Below are 17,467 nucleotides of genomic sequence, written 5' to 3' on the forward strand. Positions count from 1 at the left end.
GGGGGGAAGTTTTAGACTTGACGTAATTTTGCTTGTCTAACCCTTGTTCGGTACCTGTCTCCTAAACGGGATGAATTACTAGAATACGTTTTTTCCATGTAACCTTTTAGCTACCTACCCGATCTAATATATAAGTAACGTTACGAACATTCTAATACTTTTAGTAAGAAAGCAGGTGAACCCTTGCATACAGATTCTATTGTCGTCAAAGCCAAAGCTGGGGATCCTGAAGCATTCATGCAGTTGATGCTAGAGATGGAGTTACCTTTATATAGAACTGCAAGGTCCATCGTCAACAATGAAGAAGATTGTGCAGATGCCCTGCAGGAGACAATGCTTAAAGCCTTTAAGTCCATCCACACACTCAGAGAGCCCGCTTTTTTCAAAACATGGATCTTCCGGATTCTGATTAATGAATGCAACAGAATGGTCAAAAGCAGCTCCAGAACGCTTCCTTACGGAGAGCTTCCCGAAGTCACTTCCACTTCCAAGGATTATGAGAAAATCGAATTGTGGGATGCCGTTCAACATCTTGAGGAGAATCTACGGACTGTGATTCTGCTTCATTACCTGCAGGACATGCCGATCAGCCAAATTTCAGACATTCTCGAAATTTCTAAGGTAGCCGTGAAGACCCGGCTGCATCGCGCCCGTAAAAAGCTAAAACATTTATCTCAAATCAATCAAGAAAAAGGAGTTGCGACATCTTGAACACTAAGTTAGAAGAACAATTAAGGAGCTGCCAAAGCCTACTTCCCAATCAGTTATCGGATGTTGCCCGCTCCAAGATGAATGAGACTTACCAAATCATCAGAGAAACCGATAATTCCGTTTCCTCGATTGAGAGAAAAACAAAGGGTTCAAGAACTTTTAATAAATGGTGGGTTTCCACTGCAGCCGCTACAATTCTTGGTGTGACACTCATTGCTTCCGGCTTTGTATCGCCCGCAATGGCTGATGCACTTAAGCAAATTCCGGTCCTAGGGCAAATCTATTCATTATGGGGAAAAAACAACTTAGATCCCGGTCTTCAACAAGCTGATGATTTCATCACAAACGTAAATCAAAGCGTGACCCATGGCAACGTGACTATGAATATTCCAACGTTGTTATTTGACGGAACCCGCATTCTTATGAACGTAACCACTCCTGGAAATCGCCTGGATTCGGAGCCCAATTCGCTGTCTTCTGATGCCAATAGAGGGGCAGTGGATACGTTAGAGGTCCTCTATAAAGGCCAGCCTCTGAGCTGGAATTCCGATTTTATGGACGGTAAGAATGCTTCCAGCTTAATCGTTCAGGTTACCAACACTACTGTCACAGACCAGAATGTCCAGTTCCCTGATCAGTTTGACTTGAATGTAAATGTAACGTTAAAGGGTTACGATGTCCCGTTCCAATTCGTTCTGCCTGTTACAAAAACTACGCCCGTTACCGTTCTCACTTCAGAGGAGACCAAGCATCATGATAACATTAACTTGCAGATCAGTAAGCTGGAAATCACCCCTATCACAACGCAGTTATCCGTTGAGTACAAAACCAATCCGGGCCAGAGCATAGAGAAGATGCTCGCTTCTATCCCTTCGGAATACAAGGGTGCTAACGGGGGCATCATCGCTCTTCAATATGATATTGTGGATGAACATGGCGTTCAACTGAAGCCCATCGGTTCTCACCCCATTAGCGAATCTTATAATATTCGCTTTGAACCCTTCAAGACGCTACCGCGTACCGTAACCATCAAACCGTACTTAGTCGTATCCGAAGGTCAAGCCCCAGCTGGGGTTATAGGGCGGTGGGAAGACAAACGTATGGTCAAGAAATACATCCCTGAGCTAGAGACTGTACTTTCTGTGCAATAGTACAGCTGTAAAAAGATCCTTTTTATCTAGGATTAAAAAGGTTGCAAACCTACAAAAGACGAAGCCGTAAATGGTTTCGTCTTTTTATTTATATGAATTTAACCCCTGTCTAGCATAAGTCAATTCATCTTGTTTACTAGTGTATTGATAGATATCCATTCAGCCTTTACTTCGCCAACCATTAGAACCCTTGTTTAATTACTTTTATACTATGCTGCGCTAACCTGTCCGTTATTTCAAAAAAAGCAGCCGATCACATGGATCAGCTACTTTTTTTGTATTATTGAGCTTTCGTTTCCCGTTAGTTCCATGCCGGACATCAGCATCAAATATAGTATTTATATAGAAGTCTACCGATTATTCAATTGTTAGACTAATTTAGAATCTCGCCTTTATCTATTTTCGCCAAGCGTTTATGCCAAACTGCAAGTTGTTCAGGCGTTTGTCGCACCCAATCTTTCGCTTCGCCAACAATTTTTAGTGGGGCTTTGCTGCGATATGATCGCGTCGGATTCCCTGGAAATTTCTTATCCGTCACATTTGGGTCATTTTCCCATTCGCCAGTCGGCTCAACGAGATACACGCGCGGTTCACCACCGCCTTTTGCCAACTCCGCAGCTAACCCGGCCCCATCACGCAAAGCTGTAAAATAAATGTGATTCATCACCACATCCGGATTGTAATTTGAGCGAAAGCCAGCTGTGAGCAAGTCTCCAATCTGCAAATCTGCTCGTGTCCCATGATAAAAAGGACCTTTGTCAAGAATTTCAGCCATCTCGCCACCACCTCCAAATTTAGTAAGATACTCTATTTTATCATGAACCTGCCCCTTAGATTTTTCTCGCATAATACATCCATAGTGCCAAAAATACGATTAAAACAAAAAACAAACAAGTTAGTAAGGTGTAGAATATCATGGGATTGAAGAAACCGGCAATCACGGAGGCAATACCCAGACTAATAAGAATGATTGCTACGCTGAGTGTGCCGGCACTCTGGAGTATTGTAACACTCCGCTCGTCATTCTCCTCAATAAACTGCTTCTTCAGCTCGGCTTCATTTTTGCTGGCTTTTATATACCTGACGAGAAAATAAGTGATGACCACTTCAACCCCGATAAAAGCTCCAGTATGAAATCCTTTTATAAAACTAGGCAGATCGGGTAGTCCACCTCTATAAAATATAAGTCCTACATAGATCAATATCGTAACAACAGCTACCAGGGACAGTGCGTTTTTGCGAGTTTCTACTTTAATCTTGTACTTGTCCACTTATATCTCCTCCACTTCGCTGAAATCAAAAACATCTTCAATAGCGAGTCCAAAAAAATTAGAAATTTTGTAAGCAAGAATAAGGGAAGCCGTATACTTTCCCCTTTCTAGAGAAGTGATGGTTTGCCGGGTAACGCCAACAATTTGTCCCAATTCTTCCTGTGACAGTCTATGCTGCTTACGCAATTCTGCAATTCTTGTCTTCATGTAATCACGTCCTTGCAATGTTTACTTTGCATTTTTAGCATAGTTCACTTTGCATTTTGTGTCAAGTTAACTTTGCATTCTATATAAATTAACCTGCCCATTTGAAAAAAAGCAGCTGATCACATGGATCAGCTGCTTTCTGTGGTTTATTGACCTATCGTATTCCTTAAGTGTAACGACGACTGATATAATTTAACCCTTCAGTCTCTCGAAAAACCGAAGTGCTTCTCAATTTCCATTAACATCTGATCTTTATTGGATTGAGATGTTCTCATAAACCATTTTAATTGATACTGCTCCGCTTGTTGCAGGTAATGATTCGATGCTCTAACCACCGTGTTTAACGTTTCGTCCCGTGCACGTTGTGGATCTGATAAACTAGGAAACAAACCCTCCATGCCTCTCAGATGATCTCGATCCAGATAATCTGCTCGAATGAGGTCATCTTCTGCAAACATATAAATCACTCGGTTGGGGTCAGCAATCTCCCTTAGATAAGCAGGTTCCATAAAAGTATCTACTACGATCGGCTTCTCTTTCCCCATCTGTAACAAATCCAGGATGATAAATTCCACACTCTCGTCAAACACGGAATTTAACCAGTGACTTCTATCATTCCCTCGTCCTAAAAAGAACCATTCCCAATCAATGAAATGTCGTAATATGGCGGGATGATCCTGCGGATTAGCCTTTTTTTGATAATCGAACGTGTGGTCATCTGAAGAATAATAATTCATATTCCATTTTGAAGAAAGCAACTTTGTCATCGTGCTTTTTCCGCCGCAAGGGCCTCCACATATCCAATAAACGTGATCTAAATATTGTCTTAATAGTCGGTCTGAAATTTTCATTGTACAACCATCCCTTTGTCTAAGATTGTTTCTTAAAAGGGTTAATGTCTCTTGTCCTATTTGCACTAAATGTCCAAGTATCTGGCATTTTTACACCGCCTTTCCTAACTTCCTTTTATGACAAAATTATTCCTCTGATTCGCTTTTCACAAAATAATTACCGTGAGAAAGAATCTGTTTGGTATCGGCCGTTAAATGATCTAAGTTATCAACCGTTTCATTTTCGGAAATGAAGGCGTCTTTCTCGGGTACCCTATTAAATGTTCCAAAAGATGTCGTTATACTACTTACATTTTCTAGAGCTCTATTAATTTCCTCTTCTGATAATTGTACTGCAGGACCAAAATCCGGATAGTTTGGGTTATCCGCTTTAGCATCATCATAATAATTACTCGCATAAATACTTAAAGCAGTCACTGCCGAAACAGTCATTATTAATGCCGTGCTAACCAATAATTTTTTCATTGAATGTCACTCACTCCTCAATCATTTCTATAGTATGCATTCATAAAACAACTAATGATCTGTATACTGCCAAGCGTGAATCGGTGTACCTTTCGTGACTTCACCTGTCAATGTATTGATTTCTAGTGGCTCTACTAAAACCTTCCATCCATTTTCGCTTTTGAAAATTTTATACGGGAGTGGTGGTGACTGTTCATAGTCTTGTCCTGCATACTTTTGAACTACATAAAATTGAACTTCATCCGTGTTGATTTGTTTGGTTTCCACAATTTCATACCCTGTAGTTGGATTGGTCTTCAAGTCCTTTACATATCCTTCTTCACGACTCTTCTCATCCAAATAATTTGTATCTTTAGCATAGAACATCATCCCCTCTACATCCTTAGCAATGTAAGCATCAAAGTACTCAGTTGCGGCTTCCATCGGAGTTTGGGCTATGACTCTTTCCGCAGTTGTAGTCGATGCAACTAAGATAGAACCAGTAATAACACCAGCAAGTAAAAGCGATACTATTCTTTTCCCTGTCATGGTTCGAGAACTCCTTTTTAGTGATAAAGTTGGTAATAGTGAGCAAATTTTCTTTATATCTATTTAGTATAACGCATTGAATTATTGGAAATTTTTTATATTTATGAGAAATTTGTTTGCATTGGATTTCCGAAGGCTTAGCCTCTTTATCCAAACTCTTCTTTACGCCCACCTAACTTAGTGTTAGATTTTATAACATATTATGACGAAAGCGGTGGGTTGAAGATGGATCTGCAACAGTTATTGACTATCCCCATTCTCTCCAAAGCAAAGGTTATTGCCGGACATCGTGGCCTCGATCGCTTGGTGCAATCGATTAATATTATGGACGCGCCAGATATTGTACAATTCCTGAAACCCGGAGATATGCTGCTGACCAACGGTTATATCCTGAAAGACCGACCCGAAGCTCATCTTGGATTCATTACTGACATGCATGCGATTGGTTGTGCGGCGCTTGCTGTCAAGACACAGCGCTTCTCTCTTGAATTATCTCCGCAACTGCTCGAGACAGCCGACAGGCTGGGCTTCCCGATCATTGAGCTGTCTGAGATAGACAATACACTCGGTGAAATATTTCAACATTCGATCAGTGCTATCCTACAGAACAAAACCCATGAGCTCCACTATGCCTTGTCTATTCATAAGCAATTTTCCACGATGGTGATGCAAGGAAAAGGCATCCCCTCTATCGTAGATACGTTGTCTCAGTTGTTATCCTCACCTGTACTGCTGCTTGGCTCCAAGAAGCAGATTACGGCTAGCTCCCATTATGCAGAACAGATGGATGACCAGTCTCTCGCCGCACCCTTACTGACATTTATAGATGAGCACCCTTCCTTCCATACCACAATCTCAATCTGTCTGCTTACCGCTGAGAAATATCGACATGCCGAGTTTCATCCCATCTTCACGGATCGACACGAGGGCTATTTGATCGCACGATACGACAGTTCCGCAAGCTCTAAGCTCTCCACTCTGGCTCTGGAGCAAGCCGTCAATGTAATCGGTCTGGAGTTAACCAAGAAGCAAGCGGTCAAAGAGCGTTCCCGTCGTTACAAAAATGAATATTTCTCCGATCTCATTCAAGGCTTCATTCGTTCGGAACAAGAAGCGCTGCATCGCGGCAAGAAATACGGGCTGCAGGCAAAAGGAAGTTCCGTTCTCATCATCGCCAAGATGGATGAACCTTTAACGAACAAACCTAATCACATTCTCACTCCCTCAGGAGAAGAGCGGTTCATCTCGGAACGAGACGCTAATTACGAGCTGATCAAGCAGGAGTTCTCCAAACTGGATCTTTCTTTTGTCATGTTCACGAAGAATGACCAGTTCGGCATACTCGTCTTTTTGGCCGAATCGTCTTGGGATGAACACACCGTTATTCAACAGCTTGAGTGGATTGCGGGCAATCTGTATATAGAGTCGCAGCTGAGTCTTTCTTTTGGAATAGGCAATCCCTACACGAATGTACTGGATATCGGGCTTTCCTATAAGGAAGCAGTCAAGGCACTTCAATCCGGCTATCAGATGCGAAAGACCCGCTTCGCCCATTCCTATCAGACGATGGATATAAGTCGCCTGCTGCGTATGATTCCCCACGATGAAATGTTACAGTTTCATCAAGAAACCTTTAAACCCTTCGAAGGCCGAGATCCAAACGAGCGCAGCGAGCTTATGAAGACCTTGTCCTCCTTCTATGAGAATCATTGCCAGATCGTGGATACAGCGAAAGAGCTGTTTGTACATCGCAATACAGTGATCTATCGGTTGGAGAAATGTGAAAAACTAACCGGCAGAAACATCAAGGACCCGATGGAGAGTCTTCGCTTTCGACTTGCCTTTGCACTTGAGTCCCTTCTGAAGCTTAATCCACCTCCCAGTGAAGTTAATCATACGTCTTGAACCCAGAACGTGTCATATATAATGACACGTTCTTTTGTTTTTCTTTTCATATCCAAACTTCAATTGTTCATTTTAACTGATTTAATTGTATTTTTATGTTCAAAGTAACTAATGACAACAGAACCCACAGTCTATATGATTAGGGATATATTAATCAATGTCACTTTAATTAACATCAATTCACATCAAGAAACAAACCATCATCAGGCTGTAGGAAAGGGGCTACCTATCATGGCTATACAGATACAAGGCGTATCCAAATCATTTGTCAGTGCAACCGGAGAAGATATTCAAGTACTCGCTGAGGTTTCGATGCAAATCAAGAAGCAGGAGTTCTTCAGTATCGTGGGACCGAGCGGCTGTGGCAAGAGTACGATCTTCAATATTATCGCGGGTCTGCTTAAGCCAACGAATGGCAAGGTTATCGTCTGTGGCGAAGAGATTGATCAGACCACCGGGCATGTCGGCTATATGATGCAGAAGGATCTGCTGCTGCCTTGGAGAAGCATCCTGGACAATGTCACGCTAGGCTTGGAAGTGAAGGGAATGTCCAAAAAAGATCGCAGCGATATTGCCATGGATTATCTGGATCGTTATGGCCTGGCCTCATTCGCAGAAGCCTATCCCTCCACACTATCAGGCGGTATGCGCCAACGTGTAGCCCTCATACGTACCCTCGTTACCTATACTACTGGACGAACCCTTCTCCGCACTTGATTATCAGACCAGACTCATTCTGGAAGATGAAATCTTGTCCATCCTGAAATCCGAGGGCAAGACAGGCGTGCTTATCACGCATGACATTGAGGAAGCCATCGCCATCTCCGACCGCATTGCTGTCATGAGCAAACGACCAACGACCGTGAAGCAGGTGTATGACATTGGTCTCGCCTCGAAATACGGTTCAGCACTGAAAGCCCGCTCCGACCAGAAGTTTAAACAGTATTTTGAATCGATCTGGGCAGAGCTTGATATCCAAATGGGGAGGATCAGTTAATGAAGAGCACATCACCTAAAATCGCCCTTGCCGGGAAGTCTGCCGGAGTTGCGAAGAACAAGAGTAAACGTAGACAGTCCACATTCTCCAAAGAATGGGCGATCACGATGCTGTGGCGATTCATTATTGTTGCAGTCATCCTGGTGATCTGGGAATCCGCCGTTCGATTGAAGCTCGTTAACGGATTCCTCATGGGATCACCGAGCGCCATTCTGGATGCCGCCATCACGATGGCCAGCTCAGGGCAACTGCTCAAAGACGCTTTTGCAACGGTGAATGCCACCGTTATCGGCTTCGTAGCCGGAAGCTTAATCGGCTCGTTGGCAGGATTGCTCATGTGGTATTCCAAATCTGTTGCCCGTGTACTCGATCCCTTCATTGTAGCCATGAATGGTATCCCGAAAATTGCCCTTGCCCCCATGATTATTATCTGGTTCGGTTCAGGCATCTTCTCCAAGATTGCTCTCGCCTCTGTCGCAACGTTTATCGTAGCGCTATTATCCGCCTACCAAGCGACTCATCAGATCGACGAATCCCAGATTAATCTGATGAAATCCTTCGGTGCGAAGAAATCACAGATTTTCCGCAAAATTATTGTTCCCTCCTCTCTGCCATGGATTATCTCAGCCTTCCGGATCAATATCGGATTGGCACTGGTGTCTGTTGTAGGCGGAGAGTTTATCTCTTCTGACAAAGGACTCGGACATATGGTATTCGTCGAAGGCAACCTGTTCAACCTTCCAGCCGTATGGGTTGGCGTGTTCATGCTGATGCTGGTTGCCATGTTCCTTTACACCTGTGTCGGTTATATCGAATCTCGTCTCCTCCCATGGAATGACAACAAGACCAGCAGCAAATCTACATCTGTCTAAGCTGACCCACAACGACTAACTTAACTACGACCATTAAAGGGGCCTGATGACTAATGCGTACATTCAAAAAGATAGCTATCCTAGCAACGATGACGGTGATATTGACCACACTACTCAGTGCATGCGGAAGCAATGCTACAACACCTGCGAGTGGCGGAGGTACATCCAGTAGTGAGGGGCAAGATGCTACGAAGGTGGATAAAATCATGGTGTCCGAGGTGTATCACAATCTGCTCTACCTTCCGCTCTATGTAGCGAATAACCAAGGATTTCTAAAGGAGAATCGCATTGAGCTAACCTCCATCCGTGCTGCCGGAAGTGGACCAACAGCATTGTCTTCGGTCATCTCAGGCGAGTCTGCATTCTCCTTCCACGGTCCTGAGCATGTCGCATTCGCGAATGCAAAGGGCGGCGATGCTCGCTCACTGGTCCTTCTGTCCGGCAGTGCTCCTGTTTGGGCGGTTGCACGAGAAGGAGTAACGGTGGACTCAACAGAGGATTTCAAAGGTAAAACCATTGTTGTAGGTTTGGCACCTACAAGCTCCAACAGCTTACTGCGGAAGCTGTTCGCTGACAACAACATTGATATCGACAAAGACGTGACGATCACCGAGGTTCAGAATGGCTCCGAGCTTGGTGCTGTATTAGCCGGCAAAGCCGATATTGCTATCGTTTACGAACCCCAACTGGATCAAGGCGTCGCAGAGGGGCTGCATATCGTCCATGATTTCACGAAGGATTATCCTGACTTCGCCTTTGCAACGATGAATACAACCGCAAGCTTCATTGAGGAGAATCCTGACCTCACCCAGCGCTTCGTCACCTCCATCGAGCAAGCCCTGGACTATATTCAATCAAATCCTGATGGTGCCAAAGCAGTCGCTGTGAAGGAGTTCCCCAATCTGGACAAAGAAGTCGTGGAACAAGCCGTACAACGTATGATTGACAGCAAGGTATACCCTGCTGAGGGGCTCATCAACGAATCAGCTTTTAACACCGCAATCGATATGCAGCGCTTCATCGGCAATCTGAAGGAAGAACTCGCTTACGAAGATATTATCGATTCAAGCTTCACCAAATAGAGAGAGAAAGGGTGATTACTCTGAACCAAGACGACTATCTCACACACCGCCGTACGGAAAATGCGAAATACACGAACGGAGTTATTACCAGCGAGGAGCTTGCCCTATATACAGCCGACTTGAAGTTGATTCGAGGTTTCAAATTGCCAGAAGAAGTCGGCCCCAATGCTCCGCATAGGAGGGTGCCTCGGCGATGATTACGAAACCACTGAACGAGCTGACGATTACGGAAGCCGCAACATTGATTAAAAACAAGACGATATCTCCTGTTGAGCTTACGAAATCCTATTTGAATCGCATTGAGCACGTAGAGCCTGCTGTGCAAGCCTTCGTTACGGTCACCACGGAACAAGCCTTGCAGGCCGCAAAAGAGTCTGAGCGTAAGCTAATGAATGGCAACTATCTCGGCCCTCTGCATGGCATTCCCTATGGAGCCAAAGACATTATCCATACCGCTGGCATACGCACCTCGGCTGGATCAAATACCTATCCTGACTTCGTACCAGAGACGAATGCTACTGTGATAGATAAGCTACACGCTGCGGGCGCTATCCTGCTCGGCAAGACAACAACGACGGAATATGCCTTCCAGGGAGGAGAACCACCAACCCGCAACCCGTGGAATCTGGAGCACACCCCAGGTGGTTCCAGTTCAGGCTCCGCCGCTGCTGTAGCTGCTGGTATGGCCTCCTTCACTCTCGGAACTCAGACCTTTGGATCTCTGCTCAGACCCGCAGCTTACAATGGATTAACCTGTATGAAGCCAACTTACGGCAGGGTTAGCCGTAACGGTGTCATCACAGCCAGTTGGAGTCTGGATCATATTGGCGCCTTCACTCGATCCGCACAAGATAACGCAATCGTTATGGAAGCGATGGCCGGGCAGGATGAGCTGGACTCCTTCACACTGCCTCACGACAAACCGGACTTAATAAGCGCTCTTGAGCATCCTGTTTCAGGAATGGTGATCGGGCTACCAAGCAACTTCTTCCAGACCGATGAACCGGCGATCTTGTTAGCGGTAGAGTCGGCACTCACTGTACTTGAGAAGCTGGGCATGCAATGGAAGAAAGTTGATCTGCCTACTTATATGGAAGAGACCATTGCTGCTCATCGTACAGTTATGCGGGCAGAAGCAGCCGCCTTCCATCAGGAACGCTTTGCGGAAGTCTCTGATCGCTACGGTCACACGATGCGGGAGCAGCTTGAACTCGGCTTTCAAACGAGTGCTGTTGATTATTTGCAGGCACAGCGCATTCGAACGATATTCCGCAGCGAGATGATGATGCTTTTCGATGAAGTGGATGTGTTATTGACTCCATCCACGCCATATGTGGCCCCCTATGGCTACAAGACCGGTAGTCCCATTTTCAACGGACCTTTTACCAATACAGGGCTACCTTCCATTACCGTTCCCATTGGGTTTGATCCTTCCTCAGGAAAGCCATTGCCTATCGGCATGCAGCTTGCTGGTCCACTCCTGAGAGAAGACCGCTTGTTCTGCATCGCCCATCATTATCAGCAGGCTACGAACTGGCATCAGTTAACACCCAATATACACCCTCACTAGGAAAGGAATGATAACTTCTATGTCTACCATCATACATGCCAGTACAGCACCCAAGTTCCCACTTCCTTTCTCCCACGCTGTCCGTGCAGGAGATATGGTCTACGTCGCAGGTCAGGTAGGCGTTGATCCACAGACCCTTGAGCCTATCGGCGGCATTAAGGAGCAGACTGAGCAGTGCATTCGCAATATCGAGGTTATCCTGCAAGAAGCCGGACTTACACTGGATCATATCGTGAAGGTAACGACTCATCTGGCACGAGTGGAGGATCAGCCCGAATACAACGAAGTGTATGCGCGAATGATTAAGCAGCCCTATCCCGCCCGCATTACCGTATTCAGCGGGTTAGGCCCTTATTTAATTGAGATGGAAGTGCTGGCGTATGCGCCTTCCATTCGAGGAGAGTAGCACATCACAAAAGAGCACCTGAAGCCATAAATGGCTACAGGTGCTCACATTTTGGAAAAGCCCGGTTCTCTTTTGAGAAACGGGTTTCTTTCGTATTCATTTAACTGTGCAAACTGAAGAAACTCTACGCTGCGTCTCACACAGACTAGCTATACTGCCCCTCACTACGCAGGCTGTTATGCTACTTTATTTTGAAGCGGGATGATTCTTCGGCAAGTTCTTTGGTCAGTCCATCAATTCTCTGCACCATATCCGCCAAGTGTTCTGTCATACCGGACTGCTCCTGCATCGTCGCTGTGACTTCTTCCACAGAAGCGGATACTTCTTCACCGGAAGCGGACAGATTCTGTGCAGCTCCAATGACGTCATCCTTATCACGTTCAATGGATTGGATCTCAGTGGCAATGGCCTGAACCTGGCTCATCATCTCATTCATATTCTCTGTGACAAAATTGAATGTCTCCTTGGTCTGGCTAACACTGCTCTTATGCTGTTCCGCAATCTCCTCAATAGCCTGAACACTTCGGTTATTCTGCTCCACGTGATTAATGGTCTGCATGACAATTCGGTTGATATCCTCCGATTGCGCTGTCGTCTGTTCTGCCAGCTTGCGAATCTCGGAAGCAACCACGGCGAAGCCGCGCCCTTGCTCACCCGCTCTTGCAGCCTCAATGGAAGCATTCAACGCAAGTAATTTCGTCTGATTCGCAATTTCGGCAATCGTACCTGTAATCTGGTGAATGCCCGAGGAGCTTTCAGCGAGTTGCACTGTAATTTTGGAGATGTTGCCAACTTCGATTTCGTTCTGCCCGTTTACCGCAATGAGCGCATCAATAACTTCATGATTATTTTTGAATGCATCCGTAATTTCATCTGCCTTGAGCATAACGGACTGCGACATCTCATTCACGTTCTCAATCTTGTTGCCGACATTCATGAATTTATCAACAATGGATTCGGTATCGTTCGCCTGGGACTCCATAGCTCGTGAAATCTCAAATGCTGTTGTCGTTGTTTCAGCAATAGTGGTCGAGGTTTGCTGAGTGGACTTTTCCAGCTCGGATGTACTTGTTTTCAGGATGCCGATGGAATGGTTCATGCTGGAGATCAGTTGTTTGTTCCCCTCGGCCATCGTGTTGAAGCTATCTGCCAATACTTTAAATTCCCCACTATACTTCCCTTGTGCCTGTACAGTAAGATCTCCTCCAGCCAACTGTTTAAACAACAGTGTGATTCGGCTAATCGGTCTGGTTACCAGTTGCGAGATCAGGATGCCTGCAATGATCGACACCGCAATAGCACTGAACAGAACAATGTACATTTGATTCGCCATACCTGTCAGCGGCTTCTTCACATCTTCATACGTATCCTCCACAATGACAGTCCAATCGGATTTCGGAATTTTGGAGTAGAACACCACTTTTTCCTCCGTGCTCGCCTCCCCTTGTTGCAACTGCTCATTGGCAGGCAGATCAATCAGCGACTGATACTCAGAGGAATCCATCTTCTGACCAATCATTTTCTCATCTGCTGAATTAAAAATAACCAGGCCTAAACGATCCAGAATAATAACTTTTCCTTCTTCATTAATCTTGACGTTCTGTAACTGGTTGACGAAAAATGAGGTCGAGGCAGTCGTCGCAAGCACGCCTTTCACTTCCTTGTTATCACCGTAGATCGGCATCGCAAAGACGGTCCCCAGCGTTCCCAGAGATTCAGAGATCACACCTTCGCTGACATAGTTGTGCCCTTGAAGTGCCTGCTGAAAATACGTGCGTGTGGCACGTTCCCCGCCGACCACTTCGGGATTGTTTGCTGCAACTACAACGCCTTCCCGATCCAGGAGAATTATAACGCTACTGCCCTCCATTCCTGTCAGGCTGTCTGCCAATATGCCATTGGCCTTGTTCACCAGTTCGCTATTTTCCGAAAAAAACGCGTCATCACTCTGTCCTGCTGTATCTCGAATCTCCAGCAAATCTTGGAAGGTCCGATGTGTTGTGATTAGAAACGCGGACTGCTCCTCCAGACTTAGTGAAGTAAATAAACCTGCTCCAATCCGGTCAGAAGTTGACTGGATCTCATCCTTGCTTTTGTCCAGTGTGATCTCTTCTGCCACTTTGTAACACAGCACAGCCGTCACGGCCAGTACGATGCAGACCAGAATACTGATCATCATTGGCAATTTGAACCGAAAAGACATGTTGGTCAAGCGTTGCCTCGCTTTTGCAAATAACATGAATACATTCACCATCCATCCTCATTCTTGTTGGGCCCCATATAATATGGGATAACTTTATATCGGTTGTTATTAAATAAACGTCCAGTACAGAAAACGCTTTCAAAAATATTTTCCTTATTCTTATGAAGCGGATAACTGTAGGTCCAAGGCCGGTGTTGACGATTGGAAAATGTAGACTTTGGGTTAATACAAAATATGACATCAACATCGGTTAATGTCTGTAATACATGTCGTCCTCCGATTCTGACCATCGTATGGATCACAAGACGAAGCTATAAGCTAACCATTACGTTCATGAGCCAGGCTCTAAGGTGTATCTTAAGCAGGAAGCTCCTTCGCGAGATGACAACCAGGAGAATCTGAGGTTATAGGTTCGAAGTAGAAGAGGAGAAGTGGTATGGTAAAAACAGCTTTACCCACACTTTTAAATGTCGTGCGCATTTTATTGAGTGTAAAATTGATCTACGTGATGGTGTCCTTTATTGTGTTCCTCATCGATTTTAACCAGAACATGGAGGCCTATCTTGCTTTCTCACGCAAAGGAGATGATCTGGCTTACGCCTCTGGCGTAATCGTAGGCAGAATGTTGTTTATGATTGGACCAAGCCTGCTCGCCGTTATATTCATTACCAAGAGAAAGTTCAAGCTCACCGTCACATTTCTAAGTTTGGCGCTACTTGTCGCTATTCCCAATGAAAGTAACCTGTTTATCCTGATTCATCTCTTCGCCCTGCTCATCGTGCTCGTGCACCGTCCAAGCAAGTTGTATCTGAAACGGATGTATACTGGTGGCAATGAGGCAGCCGTTGAACAATCTTAAAGTGCTCGCAAGACATGATCTGGAATATACCGTTGAAGGTACAATAAATGATGTTAAAATAAAAACAAGGACTTTCCTCAGAAGTACAGGAAGGTCCTTGTTTACTACATTCACTATATAAGTGAATTTCCAATTACAGTGCGGCTTGATAGATTTGCACGACATCTTCACGCTGCAATTTTTGGAAGAATCCGAACGGGCCGAATCGCATCGCTTTATCAGCCATCGCGTCAATCTGACTGTCGTCGATGTCATAGTCAGCCAGACGGCTAGGGGCACCGATCGAAGTCCAGAAATTACGCAGTGCTTCGATGCCTTCTTCAGCCACTTGTTTGTCTGATTTTCCATTAGGATTGATATCAAATACATTAACGGCCATACGTTTGAATCGATCTACATCCACATCCAGATTATGCTTCATCCAGTGTGGGAACAGAATGGCAAGGCCACCCCCATGAGGAATGTCATACACGGCCGACACGGCATGTTCAATATTGTGAGATGCCCAGTCTCCAGCAAGCCCCATATTCAGAACATCATTAAGCGCCATTGTTCCGCAGTAGAGAATGGTTTCGCGCAGTTCATAGTTTTCCGGATCTTTGATCAGGCGAGGGGCCGTATCAATAACGGTACGAAGAATCGTCTCACAGAACCCAAGCTGAACCGGTGTATTCGTATCCAGATGGAAATAATGTTCAAACACATGCGACATCATGTCCACCATGCCGTATACAGTCTGATCCAGTGGTACGGTAAATGTGTTTACCGGATCAAGAATCGAGAACGCTGGGAATGAATACTCGCTGAACCATGCCCATTTCTCCTGCGTATCCTGATTCGTAATCACTGAACCGTTATTCATCTCGGAACCTGTTGCTGCCATCGTCAGAATTGTACCTAGTGGAAGTCCGCCTTGCGGAGTTGCTTCGCGCACAACAACATCCCACATGTCACCATCGTATTTGGCCCCTACTGCGATGGCTTTACCACAGTCAAGTACACTGCCGCCGCCAACCGCAAGAACGAGATCAATATTATGTGTTCTGCATAACTCTACACCTTTATGAACCGTAGACAGACGAGGGTTCGGTTCTACCCCAGCCAGTTCCGTCACCTCTGCTCCAATCTCATTCAACTGGCTGATCACCTGATCGTACAGGCCGCTGCGCTTGATGCTTCCACCACCATATACAAGCAAAATACGCTTTCCGTATTTTGGAACTTCGGTTTGTAGTGCTTGAAGTTGCCCTTTGCCAAAAATCAGCCGGGTCGGATTATAAAACTGAAAAGATCTCATTACGTATGTTCCTCCAAAAAAGTCTGAAATTTTGTGCATCCACCATTATAGTTCTCTTTATTCGTAAAAACAAATACAGGCAAAAAGGAGATAACAGATGAGCATGGAGTCTCTCACATTACAACAATTAATAAAACAAACCATTCATCAATATGTATCCTCGGATGTTCACATTCAAAGTATTAAAAGTAACCCTCCGGGACGGGATCTCAAGCCGTTGAATTGCTTCGACATTATATTGAATTCCTTGTAAATGGAGTGAACAGGGATATTTCTCTCGTGACCAAGAAGGCCACGTTTATTGAACGCTCTGCCTTGTCCAGATTATCTTTACAAGGAGCAAATGTACCTTATAGTCTAACAAATGAACCCAATAACAAGGATCGCAGCCTGATCAGTATCCAGGATGTGGACTACCAAACCGATTATAGTCATTTGGATATAAATCTGCTTCAGAATAAAGAATTACGAGCATTGGCTTACATACACGAAACGAATATGGGGGCAAAAAAAGAATTGCCCTGGATATCTAATGTGGATCGATCTCATATCGTTGATATGATAGAAACTCGTTGGAGACCTTCTTGGAAAAACGCCATAGAAAGTCCATACTTCATTGAGGAATTTGGCTCAACGCTCATTGGGGAGATTGAAGCTGTAGCAAGTAGCATCGCAAATGATCTTGAAACTCTTATCGAGGACGAACATACGCATACGCTGATTCATAATGATCTGAATCCCGGCAATGTATTGGTACACAACAATGAGGACGTTTATTTTATCGATTGGGAGGAAGCAAGGTATGGCTCCCTGTTCTTCGATATCCCTCTGCGCTGTGCACATATGAGACAAGTTGAGATCTATCGTGAGGCTCTTAGTTCTCAAGGATACGATATTCCACAAAATCAATTTGAAAAGTACTTCTCCTCGGCATCCCGATATCTCGGAATTCGTTATATGAGTTGGAACCTTGGAGTTTGGCAACACTCCCCCCAAGCCAAAGACGACTTAAAAAAATATATGAAAATGGTGACTGAACCTTTGTTCTCCTGAGCCCTTCATTTAAGATTAGACGTAAGATGAATTCACTGT

The 17,467-nt window shown here is 44.9% G+C and carries 19 protein-coding genes; 11 read left to right on the forward strand and 8 right to left on the reverse strand.

The window, feature by feature from the left end; all coding sequences use genetic code 11:
- Positions 1-183: 183 nt before the first annotated feature.
- A complete protein-coding gene (locus tag AB4111_RS17880) occupies positions 184-711 on the forward strand; it encodes an RNA polymerase sigma factor (RefSeq protein ID WP_442032599.1) in 528 nt (175 codons plus the stop codon).
- Positions 708-1,862 (forward strand): DUF4179 domain-containing protein, encoded by a 1,155-nt coding sequence (locus AB4111_RS17885; RefSeq protein ID WP_442032600.1) that lies wholly within the window; start codon positions 708-710, stop codon positions 1,860-1,862. Before AB4111_RS17880 ends, AB4111_RS17885 begins: the two co-directional genes overlap by 4 nt.
- Before the next feature lie 373 nt (positions 1,863-2,235).
- Here the strand turns inward: AB4111_RS17885 and arr are convergent, their stop codons facing one another.
- The 6 genes from arr to AB4111_RS17915 all read right to left on the reverse strand — a co-directional run bounded on the left by arr (position 2,236) and on the right by AB4111_RS17915 (position 5,184).
- The gene (arr, locus tag AB4111_RS17890) at positions 2,236-2,637 is read right to left on the reverse strand and encodes an NAD(+)--rifampin ADP-ribosyltransferase (protein WP_442032601.1); all 402 of its coding nucleotides are present in this window, start codon (positions 2,635-2,637) and stop codon (positions 2,236-2,238) included.
- Positions 2,638-2,692: 55 nt separating this feature from the next.
- Positions 2,693-3,133 carry a hypothetical protein gene (locus AB4111_RS17895; protein WP_442032602.1) on the reverse strand — a complete coding sequence of 147 codons (441 nt, stop codon included), beginning with the start codon at positions 3,131-3,133 and terminating at the stop codon, positions 2,693-2,695.
- Positions 3,134-3,340, reverse strand: a complete 207-nt coding sequence (locus tag AB4111_RS17900) for a helix-turn-helix transcriptional regulator (protein WP_253439763.1) — start codon at positions 3,338-3,340, stop codon at positions 3,134-3,136.
- A 200-nt stretch (positions 3,341-3,540) separates the two neighbouring features.
- Entirely contained in the window at positions 3,541-4,191 is a 651-nt protein-coding gene (locus AB4111_RS17905; protein ID WP_442032603.1) for a hypothetical protein, read from the reverse strand.
- A 126-nt stretch (positions 4,192-4,317) separates the two neighbouring features.
- Positions 4,318-4,656 (reverse strand): hypothetical protein, encoded by a 339-nt coding sequence (locus AB4111_RS17910; protein ID WP_442032604.1) that lies wholly within the window; start codon positions 4,654-4,656, stop codon positions 4,318-4,320.
- 51 nt (positions 4,657-4,707) lie between these two features.
- The gene (locus tag AB4111_RS17915) at positions 4,708-5,184 is read right to left on the reverse strand and encodes a hypothetical protein (protein ID WP_442032605.1); all 477 of its coding nucleotides are present in this window, start codon (positions 5,182-5,184) and stop codon (positions 4,708-4,710) included.
- A gap of 225 nt (positions 5,185-5,409) precedes the next feature.
- Between AB4111_RS17915 and AB4111_RS17920 the strand changes: the two genes are divergently transcribed.
- The 7 genes from AB4111_RS17920 to AB4111_RS17950 all read left to right on the forward strand — a co-directional run bounded on the left by AB4111_RS17920 (position 5,410) and on the right by AB4111_RS17950 (position 12,016).
- On the forward strand, positions 5,410-7,089 hold the full coding sequence (locus tag AB4111_RS17920; protein WP_442032606.1) for a PucR family transcriptional regulator: 1,680 nt from the start codon (positions 5,410-5,412) through the stop codon (positions 7,087-7,089).
- A gap of 231 nt (positions 7,090-7,320) precedes the next feature.
- Positions 7,321-7,806, forward strand: a complete 486-nt coding sequence (locus AB4111_RS17925; RefSeq protein ID WP_442032607.1) for an ABC transporter ATP-binding protein — start codon at positions 7,321-7,323, stop codon at positions 7,804-7,806.
- A gap of 34 nt (positions 7,807-7,840) precedes the next feature.
- Entirely contained in the window at positions 7,841-8,086 is a 246-nt protein-coding gene (locus tag AB4111_RS17930) for a hypothetical protein (protein ID WP_442032608.1), read from the forward strand.
- Positions 8,086-8,958, forward strand: a complete 873-nt coding sequence (locus AB4111_RS17935) for an ABC transporter permease (RefSeq protein ID WP_442032609.1) — start codon at positions 8,086-8,088, stop codon at positions 8,956-8,958. The genes AB4111_RS17930 and AB4111_RS17935 overlap by 1 nt, the downstream gene beginning before the upstream one ends.
- Before the next feature lie 53 nt (positions 8,959-9,011).
- Complete coding sequence (locus tag AB4111_RS17940) at positions 9,012-10,040, forward strand: ABC transporter substrate-binding protein (RefSeq protein WP_442032610.1); 1,029 nt, start codon at positions 9,012-9,014, stop codon at positions 10,038-10,040.
- 193 nt (positions 10,041-10,233) lie between these two features.
- Entirely contained in the window at positions 10,234-11,610 is a 1,377-nt protein-coding gene (locus tag AB4111_RS17945) for an amidase (RefSeq protein WP_442032611.1), read from the forward strand.
- 19 nt (positions 11,611-11,629) lie between these two features.
- Positions 11,630-12,016, forward strand: coding sequence for a RidA family protein (locus AB4111_RS17950; RefSeq protein ID WP_442032612.1), 387 nt, complete (start codon positions 11,630-11,632; stop codon positions 12,014-12,016).
- Between the two features lie 181 nt (positions 12,017-12,197).
- Here AB4111_RS17950 and AB4111_RS17955 read toward each other — a convergent pair whose 3' ends face one another.
- Positions 12,198-14,255 carry a methyl-accepting chemotaxis protein gene (locus tag AB4111_RS17955; protein WP_442032613.1) on the reverse strand — a complete coding sequence of 686 codons (2,058 nt, stop codon included), beginning with the start codon at positions 14,253-14,255 and terminating at the stop codon, positions 12,198-12,200.
- A gap of 400 nt (positions 14,256-14,655) precedes the next feature.
- Here AB4111_RS17955 and AB4111_RS17960 point away from each other — a divergent pair, with 400 nt between their 5' ends.
- Positions 14,656-15,078 (forward strand): hypothetical protein, encoded by a 423-nt coding sequence (locus tag AB4111_RS17960; protein WP_442032614.1) that lies wholly within the window; start codon positions 14,656-14,658, stop codon positions 15,076-15,078.
- Positions 15,079-15,211: 133 nt separating this feature from the next.
- On the opposite strand, the gene AB4111_RS17965 is transcribed toward AB4111_RS17960, so the two are convergent.
- Positions 15,212-16,375: an iron-containing alcohol dehydrogenase gene (locus AB4111_RS17965; RefSeq protein ID WP_442032615.1), complete on the reverse strand. Its 1,164-nt coding sequence runs from the start codon at positions 16,373-16,375 to the stop codon at positions 15,212-15,214.
- Between the two features lie 279 nt (positions 16,376-16,654).
- On the opposite strand from AB4111_RS17965, the gene AB4111_RS17970 reads away from it, so the two are divergent.
- Positions 16,655-17,428, forward strand: a complete 774-nt coding sequence (locus AB4111_RS17970) for a phosphotransferase family protein (RefSeq protein WP_442032616.1) — start codon at positions 16,655-16,657, stop codon at positions 17,426-17,428.
- Positions 17,429-17,467 lie beyond the last annotated feature (39 nt).

It is taken from the genome of Paenibacillus sp. 2KB_22, assembly GCF_052115745.1.
Classification (GTDB): domain Bacteria; phylum Bacillota; class Bacilli; order Paenibacillales; family Paenibacillaceae; genus Paenibacillus.

What these genes read in the sequence shown, in the direction of transcription:
- AB4111_RS17915 (WP_442032605.1), bottom strand. Translation starts at nt 5,184, where the DNA reads ATGACAGGGAAAAGAATAGTATCGCTTTTACTTGCTGGTGTTATTACT.
- AB4111_RS17950 (WP_442032612.1), top strand. Translation starts at nt 11,630, where the DNA reads ATGTCTACCATCATACATGCCAGTACAGCACCCAAGTTCCCACTTCCT.
- AB4111_RS17965 (WP_442032615.1), bottom strand. Translation starts at nt 16,375, where the DNA reads ATGAGATCTTTTCAGTTTTATAATCCGACCCGGCTGATTTTTGGCAAA.
- AB4111_RS17940 (WP_442032610.1), top strand. Translation starts at nt 9,012, where the DNA reads ATGCGTACATTCAAAAAGATAGCTATCCTAGCAACGATGACGGTGATA.
- AB4111_RS17900 (WP_253439763.1), bottom strand. Translation starts at nt 3,340, where the DNA reads ATGAAGACAAGAATTGCAGAATTGCGTAAGCAGCATAGACTGTCACAG.
- AB4111_RS17945 (WP_442032611.1), top strand. Translation starts at nt 10,234, where the DNA reads ATGATTACGAAACCACTGAACGAGCTGACGATTACGGAAGCCGCAACA.
- arr (WP_442032601.1), bottom strand. Translation starts at nt 2,637, where the DNA reads ATGGCTGAAATTCTTGACAAAGGTCCTTTTTATCATGGGACACGAGCA.
- AB4111_RS17935 (WP_442032609.1), top strand. Translation starts at nt 8,086, where the DNA reads ATGAAGAGCACATCACCTAAAATCGCCCTTGCCGGGAAGTCTGCCGGA.
- AB4111_RS17920 (WP_442032606.1), top strand. Translation starts at nt 5,410, where the DNA reads ATGGATCTGCAACAGTTATTGACTATCCCCATTCTCTCCAAAGCAAAG.
- AB4111_RS17925 (WP_442032607.1), top strand. Translation starts at nt 7,321, where the DNA reads ATGGCTATACAGATACAAGGCGTATCCAAATCATTTGTCAGTGCAACC.
- AB4111_RS17910 (WP_442032604.1), bottom strand. Translation starts at nt 4,656, where the DNA reads ATGAAAAAATTATTGGTTAGCACGGCATTAATAATGACTGTTTCGGCA.
- AB4111_RS17905 (WP_442032603.1), bottom strand. Translation starts at nt 4,191, where the DNA reads ATGAAAATTTCAGACCGACTATTAAGACAATATTTAGATCACGTTTAT.
- AB4111_RS17955 (WP_442032613.1), bottom strand. Translation starts at nt 14,255, where the DNA reads ATGTTATTTGCAAAAGCGAGGCAACGCTTGACCAACATGTCTTTTCGG.
- AB4111_RS17960 (WP_442032614.1), top strand. Translation starts at nt 14,656, where the DNA reads ATGGTAAAAACAGCTTTACCCACACTTTTAAATGTCGTGCGCATTTTA.